General features: G+C 56.3%; 18 protein-coding genes. All 18 read left to right on the top strand.

The annotated features are described in order from the left end of the window. Positions 1-9: 9 nt before the first annotated feature. Complete coding sequence (gene traV, locus ACLHV9_RS25360) at positions 10-549, top strand: type IV conjugative transfer system lipoprotein TraV (protein ID WP_008324154.1); 540 nt, start codon at positions 10-12, stop codon at positions 547-549. 119 nt (positions 550-668) lie between these two features. Then, positions 669-893 carry a TraR/DksA C4-type zinc finger protein gene (locus tag ACLHV9_RS25355; protein ID WP_008324141.1) on the top strand — a complete coding sequence of 75 codons (225 nt, stop codon included), beginning with the start codon at positions 669-671 and terminating at the stop codon, positions 891-893. Between the two features lie 3 nt (positions 894-896). Next, positions 897-1,082 carry a hypothetical protein gene (locus ACLHV9_RS25350; RefSeq protein ID WP_008324139.1) on the top strand — a complete coding sequence of 62 codons (186 nt, stop codon included), beginning with the start codon at positions 897-899 and terminating at the stop codon, positions 1,080-1,082. Next, on the top strand, positions 1,066-1,467 hold the full coding sequence (locus ACLHV9_RS25345; protein ID WP_008324137.1) for a hypothetical protein: 402 nt from the start codon (positions 1,066-1,068) through the stop codon (positions 1,465-1,467). The genes ACLHV9_RS25350 and ACLHV9_RS25345 overlap by 17 nt, the downstream gene beginning before the upstream one ends. Beyond that, positions 1,457-2,023, top strand: coding sequence for a conjugal transfer pilus-stabilizing protein TraP (traP, locus tag ACLHV9_RS25340; protein WP_008324135.1), 567 nt, complete (start codon positions 1,457-1,459; stop codon positions 2,021-2,023). The genes ACLHV9_RS25345 and traP overlap by 11 nt, the downstream gene beginning before the upstream one ends. Then, a complete protein-coding gene (gene traC, locus ACLHV9_RS25335) occupies positions 2,016-4,646 on the top strand; it encodes a type IV secretion system protein TraC (protein ID WP_008324134.1) in 2,631 nt (876 codons plus the stop codon). Before traP ends, traC begins: the two co-directional genes overlap by 8 nt. Then, positions 4,643-4,990 carry a type-F conjugative transfer system protein TrbI gene (gene trbI, locus ACLHV9_RS25330; RefSeq protein WP_008324133.1) on the top strand — a complete coding sequence of 116 codons (348 nt, stop codon included), beginning with the start codon at positions 4,643-4,645 and terminating at the stop codon, positions 4,988-4,990. The genes traC and trbI overlap by 4 nt, the downstream gene beginning before the upstream one ends. Further along, positions 4,990-5,637 (top strand): type-F conjugative transfer system protein TraW, encoded by a 648-nt coding sequence (traW, locus tag ACLHV9_RS25325; RefSeq protein WP_008324132.1) that lies wholly within the window; start codon positions 4,990-4,992, stop codon positions 5,635-5,637. The genes trbI and traW overlap by 1 nt, the downstream gene beginning before the upstream one ends. Positions 5,638-5,639: 2 nt before the next feature. Then, complete coding sequence (gene traU / locus ACLHV9_RS25320; RefSeq protein WP_032160671.1) at positions 5,640-6,626, top strand: conjugal transfer pilus assembly protein TraU; 987 nt, start codon at positions 5,640-5,642, stop codon at positions 6,624-6,626. A gap of 16 nt (positions 6,627-6,642) precedes the next feature. Further along, the gene (trbC, locus tag ACLHV9_RS25315; RefSeq protein WP_008324130.1) at positions 6,643-7,272 is read left to right on the top strand and encodes a type-F conjugative transfer system pilin assembly protein TrbC; all 630 of its coding nucleotides are present in this window, start codon (positions 6,643-6,645) and stop codon (positions 7,270-7,272) included. Beyond that, positions 7,269-9,122, top strand: coding sequence for a type-F conjugative transfer system mating-pair stabilization protein TraN (gene traN, locus ACLHV9_RS25310; RefSeq protein ID WP_022652255.1), 1,854 nt, complete (start codon positions 7,269-7,271; stop codon positions 9,120-9,122). Before trbC ends, traN begins: the two co-directional genes overlap by 4 nt. Positions 9,123-9,153: 31 nt before the next feature. Continuing rightward, positions 9,154-9,342, top strand: coding sequence for a conjugal transfer protein TrbE (gene trbE, locus ACLHV9_RS25305; RefSeq protein WP_008324128.1), 189 nt, complete (start codon positions 9,154-9,156; stop codon positions 9,340-9,342). A 30-nt stretch (positions 9,343-9,372) separates the two neighbouring features. Continuing rightward, complete coding sequence (traF, locus tag ACLHV9_RS25300) at positions 9,373-10,122, top strand: type-F conjugative transfer system pilin assembly protein TraF (RefSeq protein ID WP_008324127.1); 750 nt, start codon at positions 9,373-9,375, stop codon at positions 10,120-10,122. A gap of 16 nt (positions 10,123-10,138) precedes the next feature. Beyond that, a complete protein-coding gene (gene traQ, locus ACLHV9_RS25295; RefSeq protein WP_008324126.1) occupies positions 10,139-10,387 on the top strand; it encodes a type-F conjugative transfer system pilin chaperone TraQ in 249 nt (82 codons plus the stop codon). Beyond that, positions 10,377-10,931 carry a type-F conjugative transfer system pilin assembly thiol-disulfide isomerase TrbB gene (gene trbB / locus ACLHV9_RS25290; RefSeq protein WP_008324125.1) on the top strand — a complete coding sequence of 185 codons (555 nt, stop codon included), beginning with the start codon at positions 10,377-10,379 and terminating at the stop codon, positions 10,929-10,931. The genes traQ and trbB overlap by 11 nt, the downstream gene beginning before the upstream one ends. Continuing rightward, positions 10,924-11,352: a hypothetical protein gene (locus ACLHV9_RS25285; protein ID WP_008324122.1), complete on the top strand. Its 429-nt coding sequence runs from the start codon at positions 10,924-10,926 to the stop codon at positions 11,350-11,352. Before trbB ends, ACLHV9_RS25285 begins: the two co-directional genes overlap by 8 nt. Next, positions 11,339-12,709, top strand: coding sequence for a conjugal transfer pilus assembly protein TraH (gene traH, locus ACLHV9_RS25280; RefSeq protein ID WP_016247527.1), 1,371 nt, complete (start codon positions 11,339-11,341; stop codon positions 12,707-12,709). The genes ACLHV9_RS25285 and traH overlap by 14 nt, the downstream gene beginning before the upstream one ends. Further along, on the top strand, positions 12,709-15,531 hold the full coding sequence (traG, locus tag ACLHV9_RS25275) for a conjugal transfer mating-pair stabilization protein TraG (RefSeq protein ID WP_008324119.1): 2,823 nt from the start codon (positions 12,709-12,711) through the stop codon (positions 15,529-15,531). Before traH ends, traG begins: the two co-directional genes overlap by 1 nt. Positions 15,532-15,549 lie beyond the last annotated feature (18 nt).

The following is a 15,549-nucleotide window of genomic DNA, read 5'->3' as shown; positions in this document are numbered from 1 at the left end:
GAACCGCAAATGAACAAGACAGTGCCTGTTGCGCTCACACTGGCCAGTCTCCTGACGCTGTCGGGATGTGCCGGTACAACGAGCGATTTTGAGTGTAACGCGACGACATCCGATACCTGCATGACCATCGAGCAGGCCAATGAGAAAGCCAAACGACTGGAGGAGGCCAGCGCGGTAAAGCCGGGTGCGACATCGCTGCCGCGCCTGGCTGAGGGTAATTTCCGGACCCGGTCCGTGCAGCCCCTGACGCTGCCGGCTGAACCGGTGCATGCCATCGCATCCAGGAATGCACCTCTGACGGGTATACCGACTCTCCCCCGCCCGCAGCCGCACTCAGCCTCACGGGCGCCGCTCTCCACGGTCACGCCGGTTACTGTGTCGCCGCCAGGGCGCGAGTCCATCGTGGACCCGAGGCCGCTTCGCGTCGGTGAAAAGGCGGCCGGGCTGTGGATCGCGCCCTATATCGATACGCAGGACGTTTATCACCAGCCGACGCGGGTGTTTTTTGTTGTGAAACCCTCAGCGTGGGGAACCCCACGCGTTAACTGAAACCTGAACCGCCACCGCGTGTGGCACCCATTTTAACAATCTGTCGTTATCACGCGTGCCCTGAAACGTAAAAAGGGATGGGCGGTAGCGTGTCCGGACAGTGTGAGCAGGGAGCGTTGATGGCAGACGAACTCGATCTCCTGCAGGAGCAGGACGAATTGCTGAACCAGCTTCATATACAGGCCGCGAGGCAGCGATCCTGCCTGCAGGGCAAAAGCCGCAACCGGTGCGAATGCTGTGGCAATCGCATCCCCCTCAGGCGGCAGCAGGCCATCCCGGGCGTACGTACCTGTACGGAATGCCAGCGGGTTCTGGAAATACGAGAAAAACAGTATCTGAGGTGACCGATGGGAAGAAGAAAAACCAATGTGATGGTCGTGGGGAAAACCGGTAGCGGTAAGACAGCCATCAGCGTTGAGGTTATGCGGACCTTTTTATCAGAACGACAACTCCGCGACTGGCGTGAATTGCGCAAAGACATTCAGAACGATGGCAAAAAACCAGGAGACGAACATCATGACAACCAACAGTAACAGCGGTCCGGGTAAGACCCGCCACCTTAACGATATAGCGGCCTGCTGCGAGGCGATGGGGATGCGTGTCATCTGTGTTAATGCCGCAGAGCGCGACTTCTGGCTTTCAGCGTCTCAGCAGAGCGCTCCCGCCCTTGACGGGAAGGCTGGGATTTCTCAACACATAATGCAACGGCAGCGTGGGCACTGTCTGTTCCTGGGTAAAGCAGGCTCAGGTATGAGCGTAACAAAACAGCAGATGAGGGTTTTCCTGGCGAAGTCTGACGTCAGCCGGATTAAAGCGCTGTACAGCGGAGAGGACGGGGAGAGGCTGGCGGAGGCTATCAGACACAACTGCAGCGTCTGGTTTCCGCTGAATCCCGGAGGTAAAGGGAATGATGCTTAAGCTTCTGTCCGTCCTGCTGTATTGCCTTAGATGGCTTGCCTGGGCTTTTCACTATCTGATTATCTGGCCTGCCGCCACGCTGATGCTGCTGGTTGCCATGCTTTTGTGGATGGATAACACCACGCCCGGAGAGGCGATGGCGCAGGAAATTATGGCCGTCACGCATAACGTCAGCAGTGGCGAGTTTCGTATTGCGGTCTGCCGTGATGAACCTTTACAACCCTTTATACCGCCTGCTCCGCAGAACAAGTCCTCCGGCCTCACGCTGCATGACGCTCCCTCTGCCGTCTGCCATGACCGGGGCAGCGTCGTCACCGATGCTAAAGGATATGCCGGTCATGTTGACGGGGCGCTGAGTGCGTTTAAGTTGCTGTGGATTGTGATGGCCATTGTGTTTTCAGGGGCGGCGCTGCTTATGGGATGCCGTCCGTATTTCTGCCTGTACGGTCAGATGCGCTCAGTGCGTTTTCGCTACGGTATCCCCGCCAGCCGCCCGGCCCCTGCGACGGAAGCGGTCAAAACGGCCGACAATAAAAAGGAGGGGGATCATGAGTAATCCGCTGGACTCCGTCACCCGCACGGTCAACTCGCTGCTGACGGCCCTGAAGATGCCCGATGCGTCCTCTGAGGCGAACGATGTCCTCGGGCAGATGCGCTTCCCGCAGTTTAGCCGCGTGCTGCCGTACCGCGACTACGATGCGGAAACCGGCCTCTTCATGAACGAAAAGACGATGGGCTTTATGCTCGAGGCGCAGCCCATCAACGGCGCCAACGAAACTATCGTTTCGTCGCTGGAAAACCTGATGCGCACCAAGCTGCCCCGCGAGGTGCCGGTGGCCGTTCACCTGGTGTCCAGCCATCTGGTGGGTCAGGATATCGAGTATGGCCTGCGCGAGCTCTCATGGACGGGGGAAAAGGCTGATACGTTCAACGCCATCACCCGCGCCTACTATCTCAGGGCCGCAGAAGAAGGGTTCCCGCTGCCCGATCACCTCAACCTGCCGCTGACCCTGCGTAACTACCGGGTGTACATCTCCTGCTGCGTCCCCCGTAAGCGCGGAAGTAAGGCCAGCGTGATGGAGATGGAAAACCAGGTCAAAATCATCCGCGCCTCGCTGCAGGGGGCGCAGATAGCCACCCGCAGCGTGGATGCGGATGCCTTTATCCGCATTGCGGGCGAAATGATTAACCACAACCCGGATGCGCTGTATCCCACCGAACGGGAACTGGACCCGCTCAAGGATCTGAACTACCAGTGCGTGGACGATACCTTTGACCTGAAGGTGAAGGCCGACTACATGACGCTGGGGCTGCGCGGTAACGGTCGCAACAGCACCGCGCGCATCATGAACTTCCAGCTGACCAAAAATCCGGAGCTGGCCTTCCTCTGGAATATGGCCGACAACTACAGCAACCTTCTCAACCCGGAACTGTCCGTTTCGTGCCCGTTTATCCTGACGCTGGTCCTTAGCGTGGAAGACCAGGTAAAGGCGCAGAACGAGGCCAACCTGAAGTTCATGGATCTTGAGAAGAAGTCCAAGACCAGCTACGCCAAGTTCTTCCCGGGCGTGGCGCAGGAGGCAAAAGAGTGGGGCGATCTGCGCCAGCGCCTGTCGTCCGGGCAGTCCTCGCTGGTGAGCTATTTTCTGAACGTGACCCTCTTCTGCCGCGATGACCAGGAAACTGCGCTGAAGGTCGAGCAGGACGTACTGAACAGCTTCCGTAAAAATGGCTTCGAGCTGATTTCCCCGCGCTTTAACCATATGCGCAATTTTCTCGTGAATCTGCCGTTTATGGCGGGCGGCGGCCTCTTTAAGCAGCTGCGTGAGTCCGGCGTGCTGCAGCGCGCCGAAAGCTTTAATGTCGCCAATCTGATGCCGGTGGTGGCGGACAGCCCGCTGGCCACTTCCGGCCTGCTGGCACCGACCTACCGCAACCAGCTGGCGTTTATCGACCTGTTCAGCCGCGGCATGGGTAACACCAACTTCAATATGGCGGTGTGTGGCACCTCCGGCGCGGGGAAAACCGGGCTTATCCAGCCCCTGATACGCAGCGTTATCGACTCCGGCGGCTTCGCCGTGGTGTTCGACATGGGCGACGGCTACAAGTCCCTGTGCGAGAACATGGGCGGGGTCTACCTCGACGGCGAGACGCTGAAGTTTAATCCGTTCGCTAACGTCACCGACGATACCATCGATGAGATGGCCGAACGCCTGCGGGACCAGCTGTCCGTGATGGCCAGCCCCAACGGCAACCTGGACGAGGTGCACGAAGGTCTGCTGCTCAAGGCGGTGAAGGCCACCTGGCTTACGAAGAAAAACCAGGCGCGCATTGACGACGTGGTGGACTACCTGATGATGGCCCGCGACAGCGAGGAGTACAGCGGATCGCCAACCATCCGCAGCCGCCTCGATGAGATGGTGGTACTGCTGACCCAGTACACCCGCGACGGGGTGTACGGCAGCTACTTCAACTCCGACGAACCGTCCCTGAAGGACGAAGCCCGGATGGTGGTGCTTGAGCTCGGCGGACTGGAGGACAGGCCGTCCCTCCTGGTGGCGGTGATGTTCTCGCTCATTCTCTACATTGAGAACCGCATGTACCGCACGCCGCGCAGCCTGAAGAAGCTCAACGTGATAGACGAAGGCTGGCGCCTGCTGGACTTCAAGAACAACAAGGTCGGGGCGTTTATCGAGAAGGGCTACCGTACCGCCCGCCGCCATACAGGTTCGTACATCACCATTACGCAGAACATCGTCGATTTTGACTCGGAAACGGCCTCCAGCGCCGCCCGCGCGGCATGGGGTAACTCGTCCTACAAAATTATCCTCAAGCAGTCCGCCAAAGAGTTCGCCAAGTACAACCAGCTGTACCCGGACCAGTATTCGCAGCTGCAGCGCGACATGATTAAAGGTTTTGGCAGCGCGAAGGACAACTGGTTCAGCAGCTTTATGCTGTCGGTTGAGCACCTGACGTCCTGGCACCGCCTGTTCGTCGATCCGCTCAGCCGGGCAATGTACTCCTCGGACGGTCCGGACTTTGAGTTTCTGCAGCAGCGACGCCGGGAAGGGCTGAGTATTCACGAAGCCGTCTGGGAGCTGGCGTGGAAAAAATCCGGGCCGGAAATGGCCGCGCTGGAGCGCTGGCTTCACGAGCATGAAGGGAAGACCATCTCATGAAAAAACACGTACTCATTAACGCCGCGCTGATTGCCGGCACGCTGGCTGCGGGCGCAGGCATCAGCTGGCTGGTCTGCCAGCTTAACCGTCCTGTGGTTGTGGCCTTCAACATGAAATCCACGGTGGATGCCTTCTTTGACAGCGCCGGTCGCCGTTCACTGGACGAGGCGCAGACAAAAGCACTTTCAGACCGCTTTAACGCGTCACTGGAGGCCAGCCTCAGGGACTGGCAGGTCCGCCATCGTGCCCTCATCCTTGTCGCACCTGCCGTGGTGCAGGGGGCGCCGGATATCACGCGTGAAATCCAGACTGACGTGGCCCGCCGGATGAAGGAGGGGGGGTGATGCGCGCCCTTGCCCTGGGCCTGACGCTGCTGACCGGCAGCGTGACGGCCGCTGACCTCGGGACGTGGGGCGATCTCTGGCCGGTGGCGGAGCCGGATATGCTGACCGTTATCGAAAGCCGGCTGCAGACGCTGGCGCAGTCCGGCGAGATGGACAAAAAGATGGCGGAGTTTAAGGCGCGCGTGGTGCGCAACAGCCAGCGCCCGCCTGCCGTTGAGGGAATAACCCGCGCGGTGCGCTACGAGCGGCGCTGGTTTGACCCGAGCGTGCGGGTGGACAAGGCGCTTGCCGACGACAGGGGCAACGTGTTTGCTCAGGCGGGGCAGGTCTTTAATCCGCTTGATGTGGTGCCGTTTAACGAAACCCTGCTGTTTATCAACGGCGACGATGCGGAGCAGCTCGCGTGGGTACAGCGACAGAAGCCTGACACCCTGATCACCCGCATCATTCTGGTTCAGGGCAACATTCCGCAGACGTCGGAGAAGCTCGACAGCCGCATTTTCTTCGACCAGAACGGGGTGCTGACCGCCCGGTTCGGCATAAGCCAGGTGCCGGCGCGGGTAACGGCGGCACCCAGCGGAAAGCGCCTGCAGGTGGAAATCATTCCGCCCGATATGGCGCAGCATGATGCAGGAGGTGTCCGGTGAAAATGCTGACCGTCTCTCTGTTCGGGCTGCTTCTGTGGGGTAACAGCCACATGGCAGCGGCGGACGCCGCCTGCGAAGGGCGCTTCGTCAATCCGATCACTGATATCTGCTGGCGCTGCATGTTCCCCCTGTCGCTCGGCAGCACAAAAGTCACGGGCGGGGATTTACCGGACACGTCCAATCCCGGTAGCCCGATACAGTTTTGTCCCATGCCACCGCCGGTATTTCAGCGCGTTGGCCTGGCAATAGGGTACTGGGAGCCGATGGCCATGACCGATGTGGCACGTTCTCCGGGCTGCATGGTGAACCTCGGCGGATTCACCGTTAATCTCGGGAAAATGGGGATGGGCGCCGCCAAAAAAGATGACAAACAGGTCAATGGCGCGTTCTACCACGTGCACTGGTACAAATATCCGCTGACGTACTGGCTCAATATCATCACCTCCCTCGGGTGTCTGCAGGGCGGCGATCTGGATATCGGATACCTGTCTGAAATCGACCCGACATGGGGGGACAGCGCCCTGACCTCCATTCTGAATCCGGAGGCGGTCATTTTTGCCAACCCCATCGCGCAGGGCGCATGTGCGGCCGACGCGGTGGCCAGTGCAGCAAAAACGTCGGTTGACGCGCTGTTCTGGTGTGCCGGATCGCAGGGGTCAATGTATCCCTTTAACGGCTGGGTGAGCAATGAGTCCAGCCCCCTGCAGTCTTCCGTTCTGGTCAGCGAGCGCATGGCGTTCAAGCTGCACCGTCAGGGTCAGATAATGGAGAGCGTCGGGGAGGATAAAAAGGTCTGCTTCGAGTATCCGTCACCCATTATTCCCAAAACGCGCTGGCGCTATCAGATGGTGAATATGTATCCGGACGTGGCGCAGTGCCATCCCTTCGGCCGAACGGTCATGCGCTGGGAAACGGGGCGTAACCCGCCGAACACGAAGAAAAACTACGGCTATCTTCTCTGGCGCAAGCGCAACTGCGTCTTCCTCTGAGAAAAAGGAAACTTCCATGAAAACTCTGTCCGGTCTGACGGCGGCGCTGCTGCTGTCAGCATACTGTTGCACTGCGCTGGCGTCAGGGGCTGATGAGGCGAACCGCGAGTTTATTCGTCAGCAGGAGTCTTTCAGCCAGCAGCTGAGGGGGCAGGACAACGCGCCGCTGCGCCAGATGCTGGAGCAGCAGGTGCGCCAGAACCCTCTTTCAGCAGACGACGCCCGCTTTATCGGGGAGCTGAAACAGCGCCAGCGCGAGGACCAGCAGGATAAACCCACGCACGGTGCCCTGTATTTCGTCTCCTTTGCCATCCCGCAGGCGGGGCTTAAGCGCATGCTGACCGAGGCCCGCCGCTACGATATTCCCGCCACCCTGCGGGGTATGGTCAACAACGACATGAAAACGACGGCAACCGCCGTGATGGCGCTTGTTCAGGACGGCTCAGCCAGCGGCGTCGCCATCGACCCGACCCGCTTTCGTGAGTACGGGATCACCAGCGTGCCGTCCCTGGTGGTGTACTGCGAGGCGGGCCACGACGTGATTCGCGGCAATCTTCATCTGAAGCAGGCGCTGGAAAAGGTGGTGGGGAAGGGCGAGTGCAGGGATGAGGCGCAACAGCTGCTTAATAAAGGAGATGCCCGATGAAAAGAGCAATACTGATGTCGGTGCTGGCCATTGCCACCACGATGGCAAGCGTGAATGCATTTGCCGATGCTGACGCGCAGTACAGGGCGGGGGCTGATTTTGCCCGTCAGGTACAGGGGCAGGGTGAGAGCAGCCTGAAAAACTTTAACCCCTCAGCGTCTATCCCCAACTATACCGCCTCACCCGGTGAGAAAAAGTACTATGGCGGTGTGACGGCGACCGGTGATGGTGCGCTGAAAGCGGACGGTACCACGGGCTGGACTACTAATGAGGCTACAAAAGCCGTCACCGACTCGTTTGTTAACAACCCGAAGGAGCCCATTTCGCCCGACGCGCCGTTTATTAAGGCCAGCCAGGATGTCCAGTCCCGCGCTGATACCATCATCGGCAAAACGGGGCAGACGCAGTGCGAAGCGCAGAATATCAGCCGCAGTGAGTTCACCAACTATACCTGTGAGCGCGACCTGCTGGTTGAGCAGGCCTGTACGCGCACGGCCAGCATTACCGGCCACTATGAAGATACATCTGAAACAAAACAGATTGTTATCCAGTCTCAGAATATTTCGTTTGCTTCCTCCGAAGCGGGATACACAGGAACATGGACTGCGCCGGTGACAGGGAAGGTTGTTGCTGCAACAGCCACCTATTCCTGGAATAAACGTCTGGCGTTCAGTAATCCTAACTGGTTTATGCGAGTAACCACGCCTTTCGGGTTGATTTCCATGGATAACGATACCGGTAGCCTGGCGCTGAGTAGCGGCATGCAGCTGAAGAAAGGCGCAGGGATGGTGTTTTCCATTCGTACCAGGAGAAACAATCCCACTACAGATTCAATCTGGAAGCACAGCAATATGCGCTACAGCTTCACCGTTACGCTCCAGATTGAAATTCCCGCCAAAAAATGGGTACCAGACGTGGTCTGGAACGAATCCTGCCCGTTCAGCAAGAGCGAAGGTACGCTCAAAAAGACGGAATGTATTGAGCCGGGGAGCACAAAAACGGTGGTGGTTGACGGCGTGTCATACCCGGTCACGCAGGCTTGCTGGAAGTACAAAGACACGTATATGACCCAGGCTGCTGACAATGGCACCTGCAAAACCTACATGAACAATCCGGCCTGTACGCTTGCCTCACGCACCTGCGCCTTCACGGCAGAAGACGGCAGCGGCTGCCTGCATGAATACGCGACGTACTCCTGTGAAACACGTACTTCCGGCCAGGTGATGATATGTGGCGGCGACACCTTCTGTCTCGATGGTGACTGTGAGCGGGCGCAGAACGGTAAAAACAACGATTTTGCACCTGTCGTTTCGGCACTCGCCGCGCTGGCCGCTGCGGGCAAGGACGTGGCAGCCATTAACAGCGTTAACGTACGCGCCTTTACCGGCAGCGCGAAGTTCTGCAAGAAGTTTGCGGCAGGCTTCAGCAGCTGCTGTAAGGACGGCGGCTGGGGCCAGGACGTCGGGCTTGCCAGGTGCAGCAGCGAGGAGAAAGCGCTGGGCAAGGCCAAAGAGAATAAGCTCACGGTCAGTATCGGTGAGTTCTGTTCAAAAAAAGTGCTCGGCGTCTGTCTCGAGAAGAAGCGCAGCTACTGTCAGTTTGACTCAAAGCTTGCCCAGATTGTGCAGCAGCAGGGACGTAACGGTCAGCTTCACATCGGCTTTGGCAAGGCCAGCAGCCCGGACTGTCGCGGCATCACCCAGACTGAGTTGCAACAAATCAAGTTCGACAAACTCGACTTCTCAAACTTTTTCGACGATCTGCAAAAGAACAAGAAAATCCCGGATAACGACACCCTGACGAAGCGCGTCCGCGAGGAAATCGCCGCGCAACTGAAGAACAAACAGTAAGCCACTCATCACTCACTCAGGACTCTCCATCATGAAAATTAAAGGATTTACTGGACGCCTTATCATCAGCCTGATTGTCGCCTCACCGGTGCTTTACTGGCGCGGGAATATCGTTGATGAAACAACCCGCATCGATGTGTTTTTTATGGCGCTGATGGTTGTGCTTTTCGTGGCGGGAGTTCTGCTGGCGTGGCTGTTAAACCCGCTTTTCAAACGATAACCGACCTGCTTCGGGATAAGGAAGGTTCCAGTGAAAAAGAGAAAGACAGCGTTAGCGCTGCTGCTTCTTGGCAGCGTTTTTACCGCCACAGGAAAAGATGCCGGCTGGCAGTGGTACAACGAAACGCGCAGAACGCCGGAGGACGACAAATCCTCTTCAACACAGCCTCAGCAGGCCTCGCCGGACATCATGGAGAAGCTTGCCACGCTTCAGCAGGCCACGAAGCGCGCCATGTACGAGGCCATTCTGTATCCGGGCGTGGAGAACTTTACCCGCTACTTCCGCCTGCAGAACTACTGGACGCAGCAGGCCGGGCTGTTCTCGATGAGCGCCAAAAAAGCCATGCTCGAGCACCCCGAACTGGACTACAACCTGCAGCACAGCCACTACAACGGTACCGTGCGCAACCAGCTGGCGGCGGACTTTGCCGACCAGCGCCGCGCCATTGAAACGCTGGCTCAGCACTATGGCGTGATGTTCTTCTACCGCGGACAGGACCCGATCGACGGCCAGCTGGTTCAGGTCATTAAAAACTTCCGCGAAACGTATCACCTCAGCGTCATTCCGGTTTCCGTGGACGGTATCGTGAATCCACTCCTGCCGGATACCCGAATGGACGGTGGACAGGCCAGCCGGCTGGGTATTCGTTACTTCCCGGCGCTGATGCTGGCCGACCCTAAAAGCGGGGCGGTCAAACCCGTCTCGTATGGCTTTATCAGCCAGGATGACCTGGCGAAGCAGTTCCTCAACGTTTCCACAGATTTTGCCCCCAACTTTTAATACAGGAAGAGTTCGCATGCGCAAATTCCGTTTTCGCCTGCCTGAGTTCGACGTGCCCGGATTATGGGTGCTGAGCCTCGGGATATGGTTTCACATTGTTTCCCGCCTGGTCCGGCGCGAGCCGGAGATGGCCATTCTTCTGGCGCAGATAATCGGCGTATCGATGGCGCTCTGGGGGGGCTACCGCATCATCAACCGCTGGATTGATGCCGCCCGTGAGGCCGAAAAGGCCCGTGATGCCGGAGGATGCCGACATGAACCTTAGACATACCGTGTTTACCGTGGCGCTCATGTCCCTCTGCCTGGCCACACAGGCTTCCACAATGGACGAGATCAAATCGTTATGGCATCCACAGGGGGCGCGAACGTCGGGATCTCTGCCAACATCCCCGGAAGACCCTGAAGTTAAGCCACTTCCGGCGAAGCCGCCGGTCTGGTACCGCCTCAGCAACGGCCGCCAGATCAATCTGGCCGACTGGAAGGTCGTGCTGTTTATGCAGGGACACTGCCCGTACTGCCACCAGTTTGATCCGGTCCTGAAGTCGCTGTCGGCACGGGTGGGGTTTGGGGTGATGGCCTACACCATCGACGGTCAGGGGGATGCGTCCTTTCCCGATGCGTTGCCCGCGCCGCCGGAGGTGATGAAAACCTTTTTCCCTAACCTGCCCGTGGCCACGCCAACCACCTTTCTCGTCAACGTAAACACCCTTGAAGCCCTGCCCCTGCTGCAGGGCGCGACCGACGAACAGGGCTTTATGGCCCGCATGGATACGGTCCTTCAGATGCGTGGAGTGGGTAACAATGGCTGATCAGAACAATGCAGAGGAACACGACATGATGACCTCCGGAATGCTTCAGAGAGCTACGACGCCAGAGTTAATCGCGCTCAGGGCACGGAAAGAGGACGCACGGTTCGGCGTTTATGCTGAGTGGGCGGGCATTTTGCTCATTGCCGGCGTGCTGTCGCGCGTCTTTATGACATACGTTTTCAATGCCTGCGTCGGCGACTGGCTCAGGGACGGTCACCTGCAGCTGAAAGATTTGTGGAACGTGTTGATGTACGCCATTCCACTGATATTTATCGCGCTGAGCGGCGGGCTTGCCGTTGCAGGTGGCGTTTATGCAATCCTGAACTCGCTTTATACGAAAGGGCAAATGTTCATACTAAAACGAAAAATGGGAAAACTCGCCCTGCAGGCGAGTCGGGAGGGTGCCGATGTTCGTCCGTAAACCTCTCTCCATACTGTGTGGCCTCCTTCTTGCGTGTTCAGCGAGCGTGAGTGCCGACGTGAACAGTGACATGAACACCTTCTTTAATAAGCTGGGCTTTGCGTCCAACACCAGCCAGCCACAGGTCTGGCAGGGCCAGGCCGCGGGCTACGCCACGGGCGGCTCACTCTACGCGCGCACGCAGGTGAAAACCGTCCAGCTTATCTCCATGACGCTGCCCGACATCAACGCCGGCTGCGGCGGCATCGATGCCTATCTGGGCTCCTTCAGCTTTATTAACAGCGATCAGTTGCAGCGTTTCGCCAAGCAGATTATGTCCAATGCGGCCGGATACTTCTTCGATCTGGCGCTGCAGACCACGGTACCGGAAATCAAGACCGCTAAAGACTTCCTGCAGAAGATGGCCAGCGACATTAACAGCATGAACCTCAGCTCCTGCCAGGCGGCGCAGGGGATTGTCGGCGGTCTGTTTCCGCGCACTCAGGTCTCCCAGCAGAAGGTCTGCCAGGACATTGCCGGTGAGAGCAACATGTTTGCCGACTGGGCGGCATCCCGCCAGGGCTGCACGGTGGGGGGAAGCATGGATAAGGTCCGTGATAAGGCCAGTGATAAGGATAAAGAGCGCATAACGAAGAATATCAATGTCATCTGGAATGCGCTCGGAAAGAACCGCATGTTTGACGGGAATAAAGAGCTTAAGGAGTTCATCATGACCCTGACCGGAACAATGGTCTTTGATGAGAAGGGTAATATAACCCCGCTTCCGGCAAGAACGACCGATCGCGACCTTATTCGGGCCATGATGGAGGGGGGGACTGCACGGGTGTATCACTGTAATGACAGCGATAAATGTCTGAAGGTGGTTGCCGATGCTAATGTCACGATCAGCCAGAAAAATGCACTGAAAAATCAGATAAAAGACATCCTTTCCAGCATTCAGAATAAAGCCGTTGCCGATCTAAAGTTAACCGAGAAAGAGAAGGGATTTATCACAAGTACTACCATCCCGGTCTTCAAGTACCTGGTTGATCCACAGATGCTGGGGGTTTCTAACAGCCTCGTTTATCAGCTAACCGATTACATCGGCTACGACATTCTTCTCCAGTACATCCAGGAGCTGGTCCAGCAGGCCCGTGCAATGGTGGCAACGGGAAACTATGACCAGGCGGTTATCGACAGCATCAATAATAACCTCAACGAAGCCACGCGGCAGATAGCCTCCTTCCAGGCACAGGTGCAGGTACAGCAGGATGCGCTTTTGGTTGTTGACCGCCAGATGAGCTACATGCGCCAGCAGGTCTCGGCACGCATGCTGCAGCGCTACCAGAACAACTATCACTTCGGGGGGGCGCGCTGATGCAGGAAATCTATGTCATCGCGGGCGGCGACTGGCTGACGCAGACGCTGAATGCCATCGTCACGTTCATGTCGACGGAGAACTGGGTTGTTATTCGGCGTATTGCGACGGCTTTCTCTGTGCTGGTTGTAGCCATTTCGTGGATACGACGGCACAACATCATGGATATGCTGGGCTGGGCAGGCGTCATTGTGCTGATGTCGCTGCTGGTCAGTGTTCGCACCTCCGTACAAATAATCGATATCAGTAATCAGACAAAGGTCTATAAAGTCGATAACGTGCCCGTCGGGCTGGCACTGCCTGCATCGCTGACCACCAAAATCGGATATGCCCTTGTTCAGGGGTATGAAATGGTCTTTTCACAGCCCGACAGCATCACCTACAGCAAAACCGGCATGATATTTGGGGCGAATCTGGTTTCACGCAGTACGGACTTTTTATCACAGAACCCAGAGATAACTACGATATTCACGGACTATGTGCAGAACTGCGTGATGGGCGATATTTTCCTGAACGGAAAATATACCATGGAAGATCTAATGAACAGTGCAGACCCGTATACGCTGATTTTCTCAAAGCCGAGTCCGCTGAGGGGGGTATTCAACAACAATAATCAGTTTTTAACCTGTGAAGAAGCCGCTGCGGTAATTAAGCCAAAGCTTGCCCTGGATACTCAGACCGGAGGAAAAACATGGAGTTACTACGTGCGTCAGCTTTTTGGCGGACGTCCGAATCCTGACATTTTGTTCAGCCAGATGATCGGGGACAGCTATAACTATTTCTATGGTGCTGGTCAGAGCGCCGCGTCGATTGTCCGTCAGAATGTGACGATGAACGCTTTGCGAAATGGCATCATGAGCTATGCAGCCCGCAACGGTGACACCTCAAGCCTGCTGAATATCGCCACTACGTCATCGATGGAGAAGCAGCGGCTGGCGCATGCGACGGTCGGTCAGGTGGCATTACGCTCACTACCTATGTCTCAGACGTTGATTGTCGGTCTGACCATCGGAATATTCCCCCTGATGGTGCTGGGCGGGATGTTTAACGCCGTCACCCTTAATGTGCTGAAGGGGTACGTGCTGGCTATCATGTGGGTGCAGAGCTGGCCACTGCTTTACGCCATCCTCAACAGCTGCATGACCTTCTATGCGAAGGCCAACGGTTCACCAGTGGTTCTCTCGGAGTTGTCACAGGTGCAGATAAAATACTCAGACCTCGCTACCACGGCAGGCTATCTGTCGATGCTTATCCCGCCACTGGCATGGGGAATGCTGAAGGGACTGGGGGCGGGGTTCTCAAATCTCTACAGCCATCTGGCCTCTTCCGCTATCAGCCCTGCAGCCACTGCTGCCTCTGGTGCTGTTGATGGTAACTACTCTTACGCTAACATGCAGACAGAAAATGTGAGTGGTTTTAACTGGAATACCAATAGCTCAACAGTATTTGGACAAATGAGCCAACAGTTGGCTAACGGAGCCAGTTCGACGCAAATGCGTGATGGTAGTGTAGTGACAGATTCCAGTGGTGCTACGTCACGTATTCCTATGAGTATCAACATGACTCGTCAGATTGCAACCGCACAGCAGGCAATGGCCCGCGAGGCACAAACCCAGTCAGAGAGTGCATTGCATGGATATAACAGTAGTTTGAGTAGCGCATGGAATACGCTTAGTCAGTTTGGCTCAAACCGTGGTAGCAGTAATTCAATGACCAGTGGCGCAGACAGCACTATGAGTGCTCAGGATTCTATGATGGCCAGCAGGATGCGCAGCGCAGTAGAAAGCTATGCGAAAGGGCATAATATTAGTAATGAACAGGCCACTCAAGAGTTAGCGTCAAGGAGCACCAGAGCGTCACTCGGATTGTATGGTGATGCACATGCTAAAGGAAGTATGGGGCTGAATGTGCTGGGTACCGGAGGAGGGGTAGGGTTTCAGGCAGGAGTTAAGGCGGGAGTTGATTTTTCCGATGACGATATGCACCAAGCAACAAATAGCTCTCGAGCTAGCCATGATGCTCGACATGATATGGATGCTAAAGCAACCCAGGACTTTAAGGAGGCGAGTGATTACTTTACTAGCCGTAAAGTCAGTGAATCTGGGAGCCATACGGACAATAATGCGGCTTCCCGAGCAGATCAACTTTCGGCATCGTTGAACTCAGCAAAACAGAGCTATGATCAGTACACCACAAGTCAGGCTCGTAGCCATGAATATGCTGAAATGGCGTCTCGTACAGAAAGTATGAGTGGTCAAATGAGCGAGGATCTAAATCAGCAGTTTGCCCAGTATGTCCGTAAACATGCACCTCAAGATGCAGATACATTGCTTACTAATACCAGCTCAGCAGAAATCGCAGGAAAACGTCGGGAACTGGCTTGGGGATTTGTTCAGGAGCAGGTACAACCGAGCGTTGATGCATCATATTCAGCAGCTAAAGGAAATGTTGGCCATGGTATGGGGGCCATTTCTGGTGGCGGTGGAAATAGCGATGTTAGTGCCGATCACCAGTCTCATCAGGCTACTATCGAACAACGTACACAGGACAGCGGAATTCAGAATAATGTAAAAGACCAAGTTGATAATATGCTCACAACATCGAGAGAGAATATAGCCGATACTAAAGGAGGAATACGCGATGAAGAAGGCAGCATAAATAAACAGTATTCTGATCTGCAAAAACATCATAATTCAGAGCAATCTTCGCAAATGAATACGTATAATAAGGAAAAGGAGTCTCAAGAACGAGTGCCGGGGGCTGACAGTCCTGAAGAACTGATGAAGAAGGCAAAAAAATATCAAGATAAACATAAGCAGTAACAGGATGCCAGAGAGGGT

Source organism: Enterobacter sp. CPE_E890 (genome assembly GCF_046521475.1).
Lineage (GTDB): Bacteria > Pseudomonadota > Gammaproteobacteria > Enterobacterales > Enterobacteriaceae > Enterobacter > Enterobacter adelaidei.
The sequence above is the reverse complement of the archived record's forward strand: the minus strand, read 5'-3'. Positions and strand labels throughout refer to the sequence as shown.

What these genes read in the sequence shown, in the direction of transcription:
- traQ (WP_008324126.1), top strand. Translation starts at nt 10,139, where the DNA reads ATGCGCAAATTCCGTTTTCGCCTGCCTGAGTTCGACGTGCCCGGATTA.
- trbB (WP_008324125.1), top strand. Translation starts at nt 10,377, where the DNA reads ATGAACCTTAGACATACCGTGTTTACCGTGGCGCTCATGTCCCTCTGC.
- traW (WP_008324132.1), top strand. Translation starts at nt 4,990, where the DNA reads ATGCGCGCCCTTGCCCTGGGCCTGACGCTGCTGACCGGCAGCGTGACG.
- ACLHV9_RS25345 (WP_008324137.1), top strand. Translation starts at nt 1,066, where the DNA reads ATGACAACCAACAGTAACAGCGGTCCGGGTAAGACCCGCCACCTTAAC.
- traH (WP_016247527.1), top strand. Translation starts at nt 11,339, where the DNA reads ATGTTCGTCCGTAAACCTCTCTCCATACTGTGTGGCCTCCTTCTTGCG.
- traP (WP_008324135.1), top strand. Translation starts at nt 1,457, where the DNA reads ATGATGCTTAAGCTTCTGTCCGTCCTGCTGTATTGCCTTAGATGGCTT.
- traG (WP_008324119.1), top strand. Translation starts at nt 12,709, where the DNA reads ATGCAGGAAATCTATGTCATCGCGGGCGGCGACTGGCTGACGCAGACG.
- ACLHV9_RS25355 (WP_008324141.1), top strand. Translation starts at nt 669, where the DNA reads ATGGCAGACGAACTCGATCTCCTGCAGGAGCAGGACGAATTGCTGAAC.
- traC (WP_008324134.1), top strand. Translation starts at nt 2,016, where the DNA reads ATGAGTAATCCGCTGGACTCCGTCACCCGCACGGTCAACTCGCTGCTG.
- ACLHV9_RS25285 (WP_008324122.1), top strand. Translation starts at nt 10,924, where the DNA reads ATGGCTGATCAGAACAATGCAGAGGAACACGACATGATGACCTCCGGA.
- trbI (WP_008324133.1), top strand. Translation starts at nt 4,643, where the DNA reads ATGAAAAAACACGTACTCATTAACGCCGCGCTGATTGCCGGCACGCTG.
- traN (WP_022652255.1), top strand. Translation starts at nt 7,269, where the DNA reads ATGAAAAGAGCAATACTGATGTCGGTGCTGGCCATTGCCACCACGATG.
- traV (WP_008324154.1), top strand. Translation starts at nt 10, where the DNA reads ATGAACAAGACAGTGCCTGTTGCGCTCACACTGGCCAGTCTCCTGACG.
- traU (WP_032160671.1), top strand. Translation starts at nt 5,640, where the DNA reads ATGCTGACCGTCTCTCTGTTCGGGCTGCTTCTGTGGGGTAACAGCCAC.
- ACLHV9_RS25350 (WP_008324139.1), top strand. Translation starts at nt 897, where the DNA reads ATGGGAAGAAGAAAAACCAATGTGATGGTCGTGGGGAAAACCGGTAGC.
- trbE (WP_008324128.1), top strand. Translation starts at nt 9,154, where the DNA reads ATGAAAATTAAAGGATTTACTGGACGCCTTATCATCAGCCTGATTGTC.
- trbC (WP_008324130.1), top strand. Translation starts at nt 6,643, where the DNA reads ATGAAAACTCTGTCCGGTCTGACGGCGGCGCTGCTGCTGTCAGCATAC.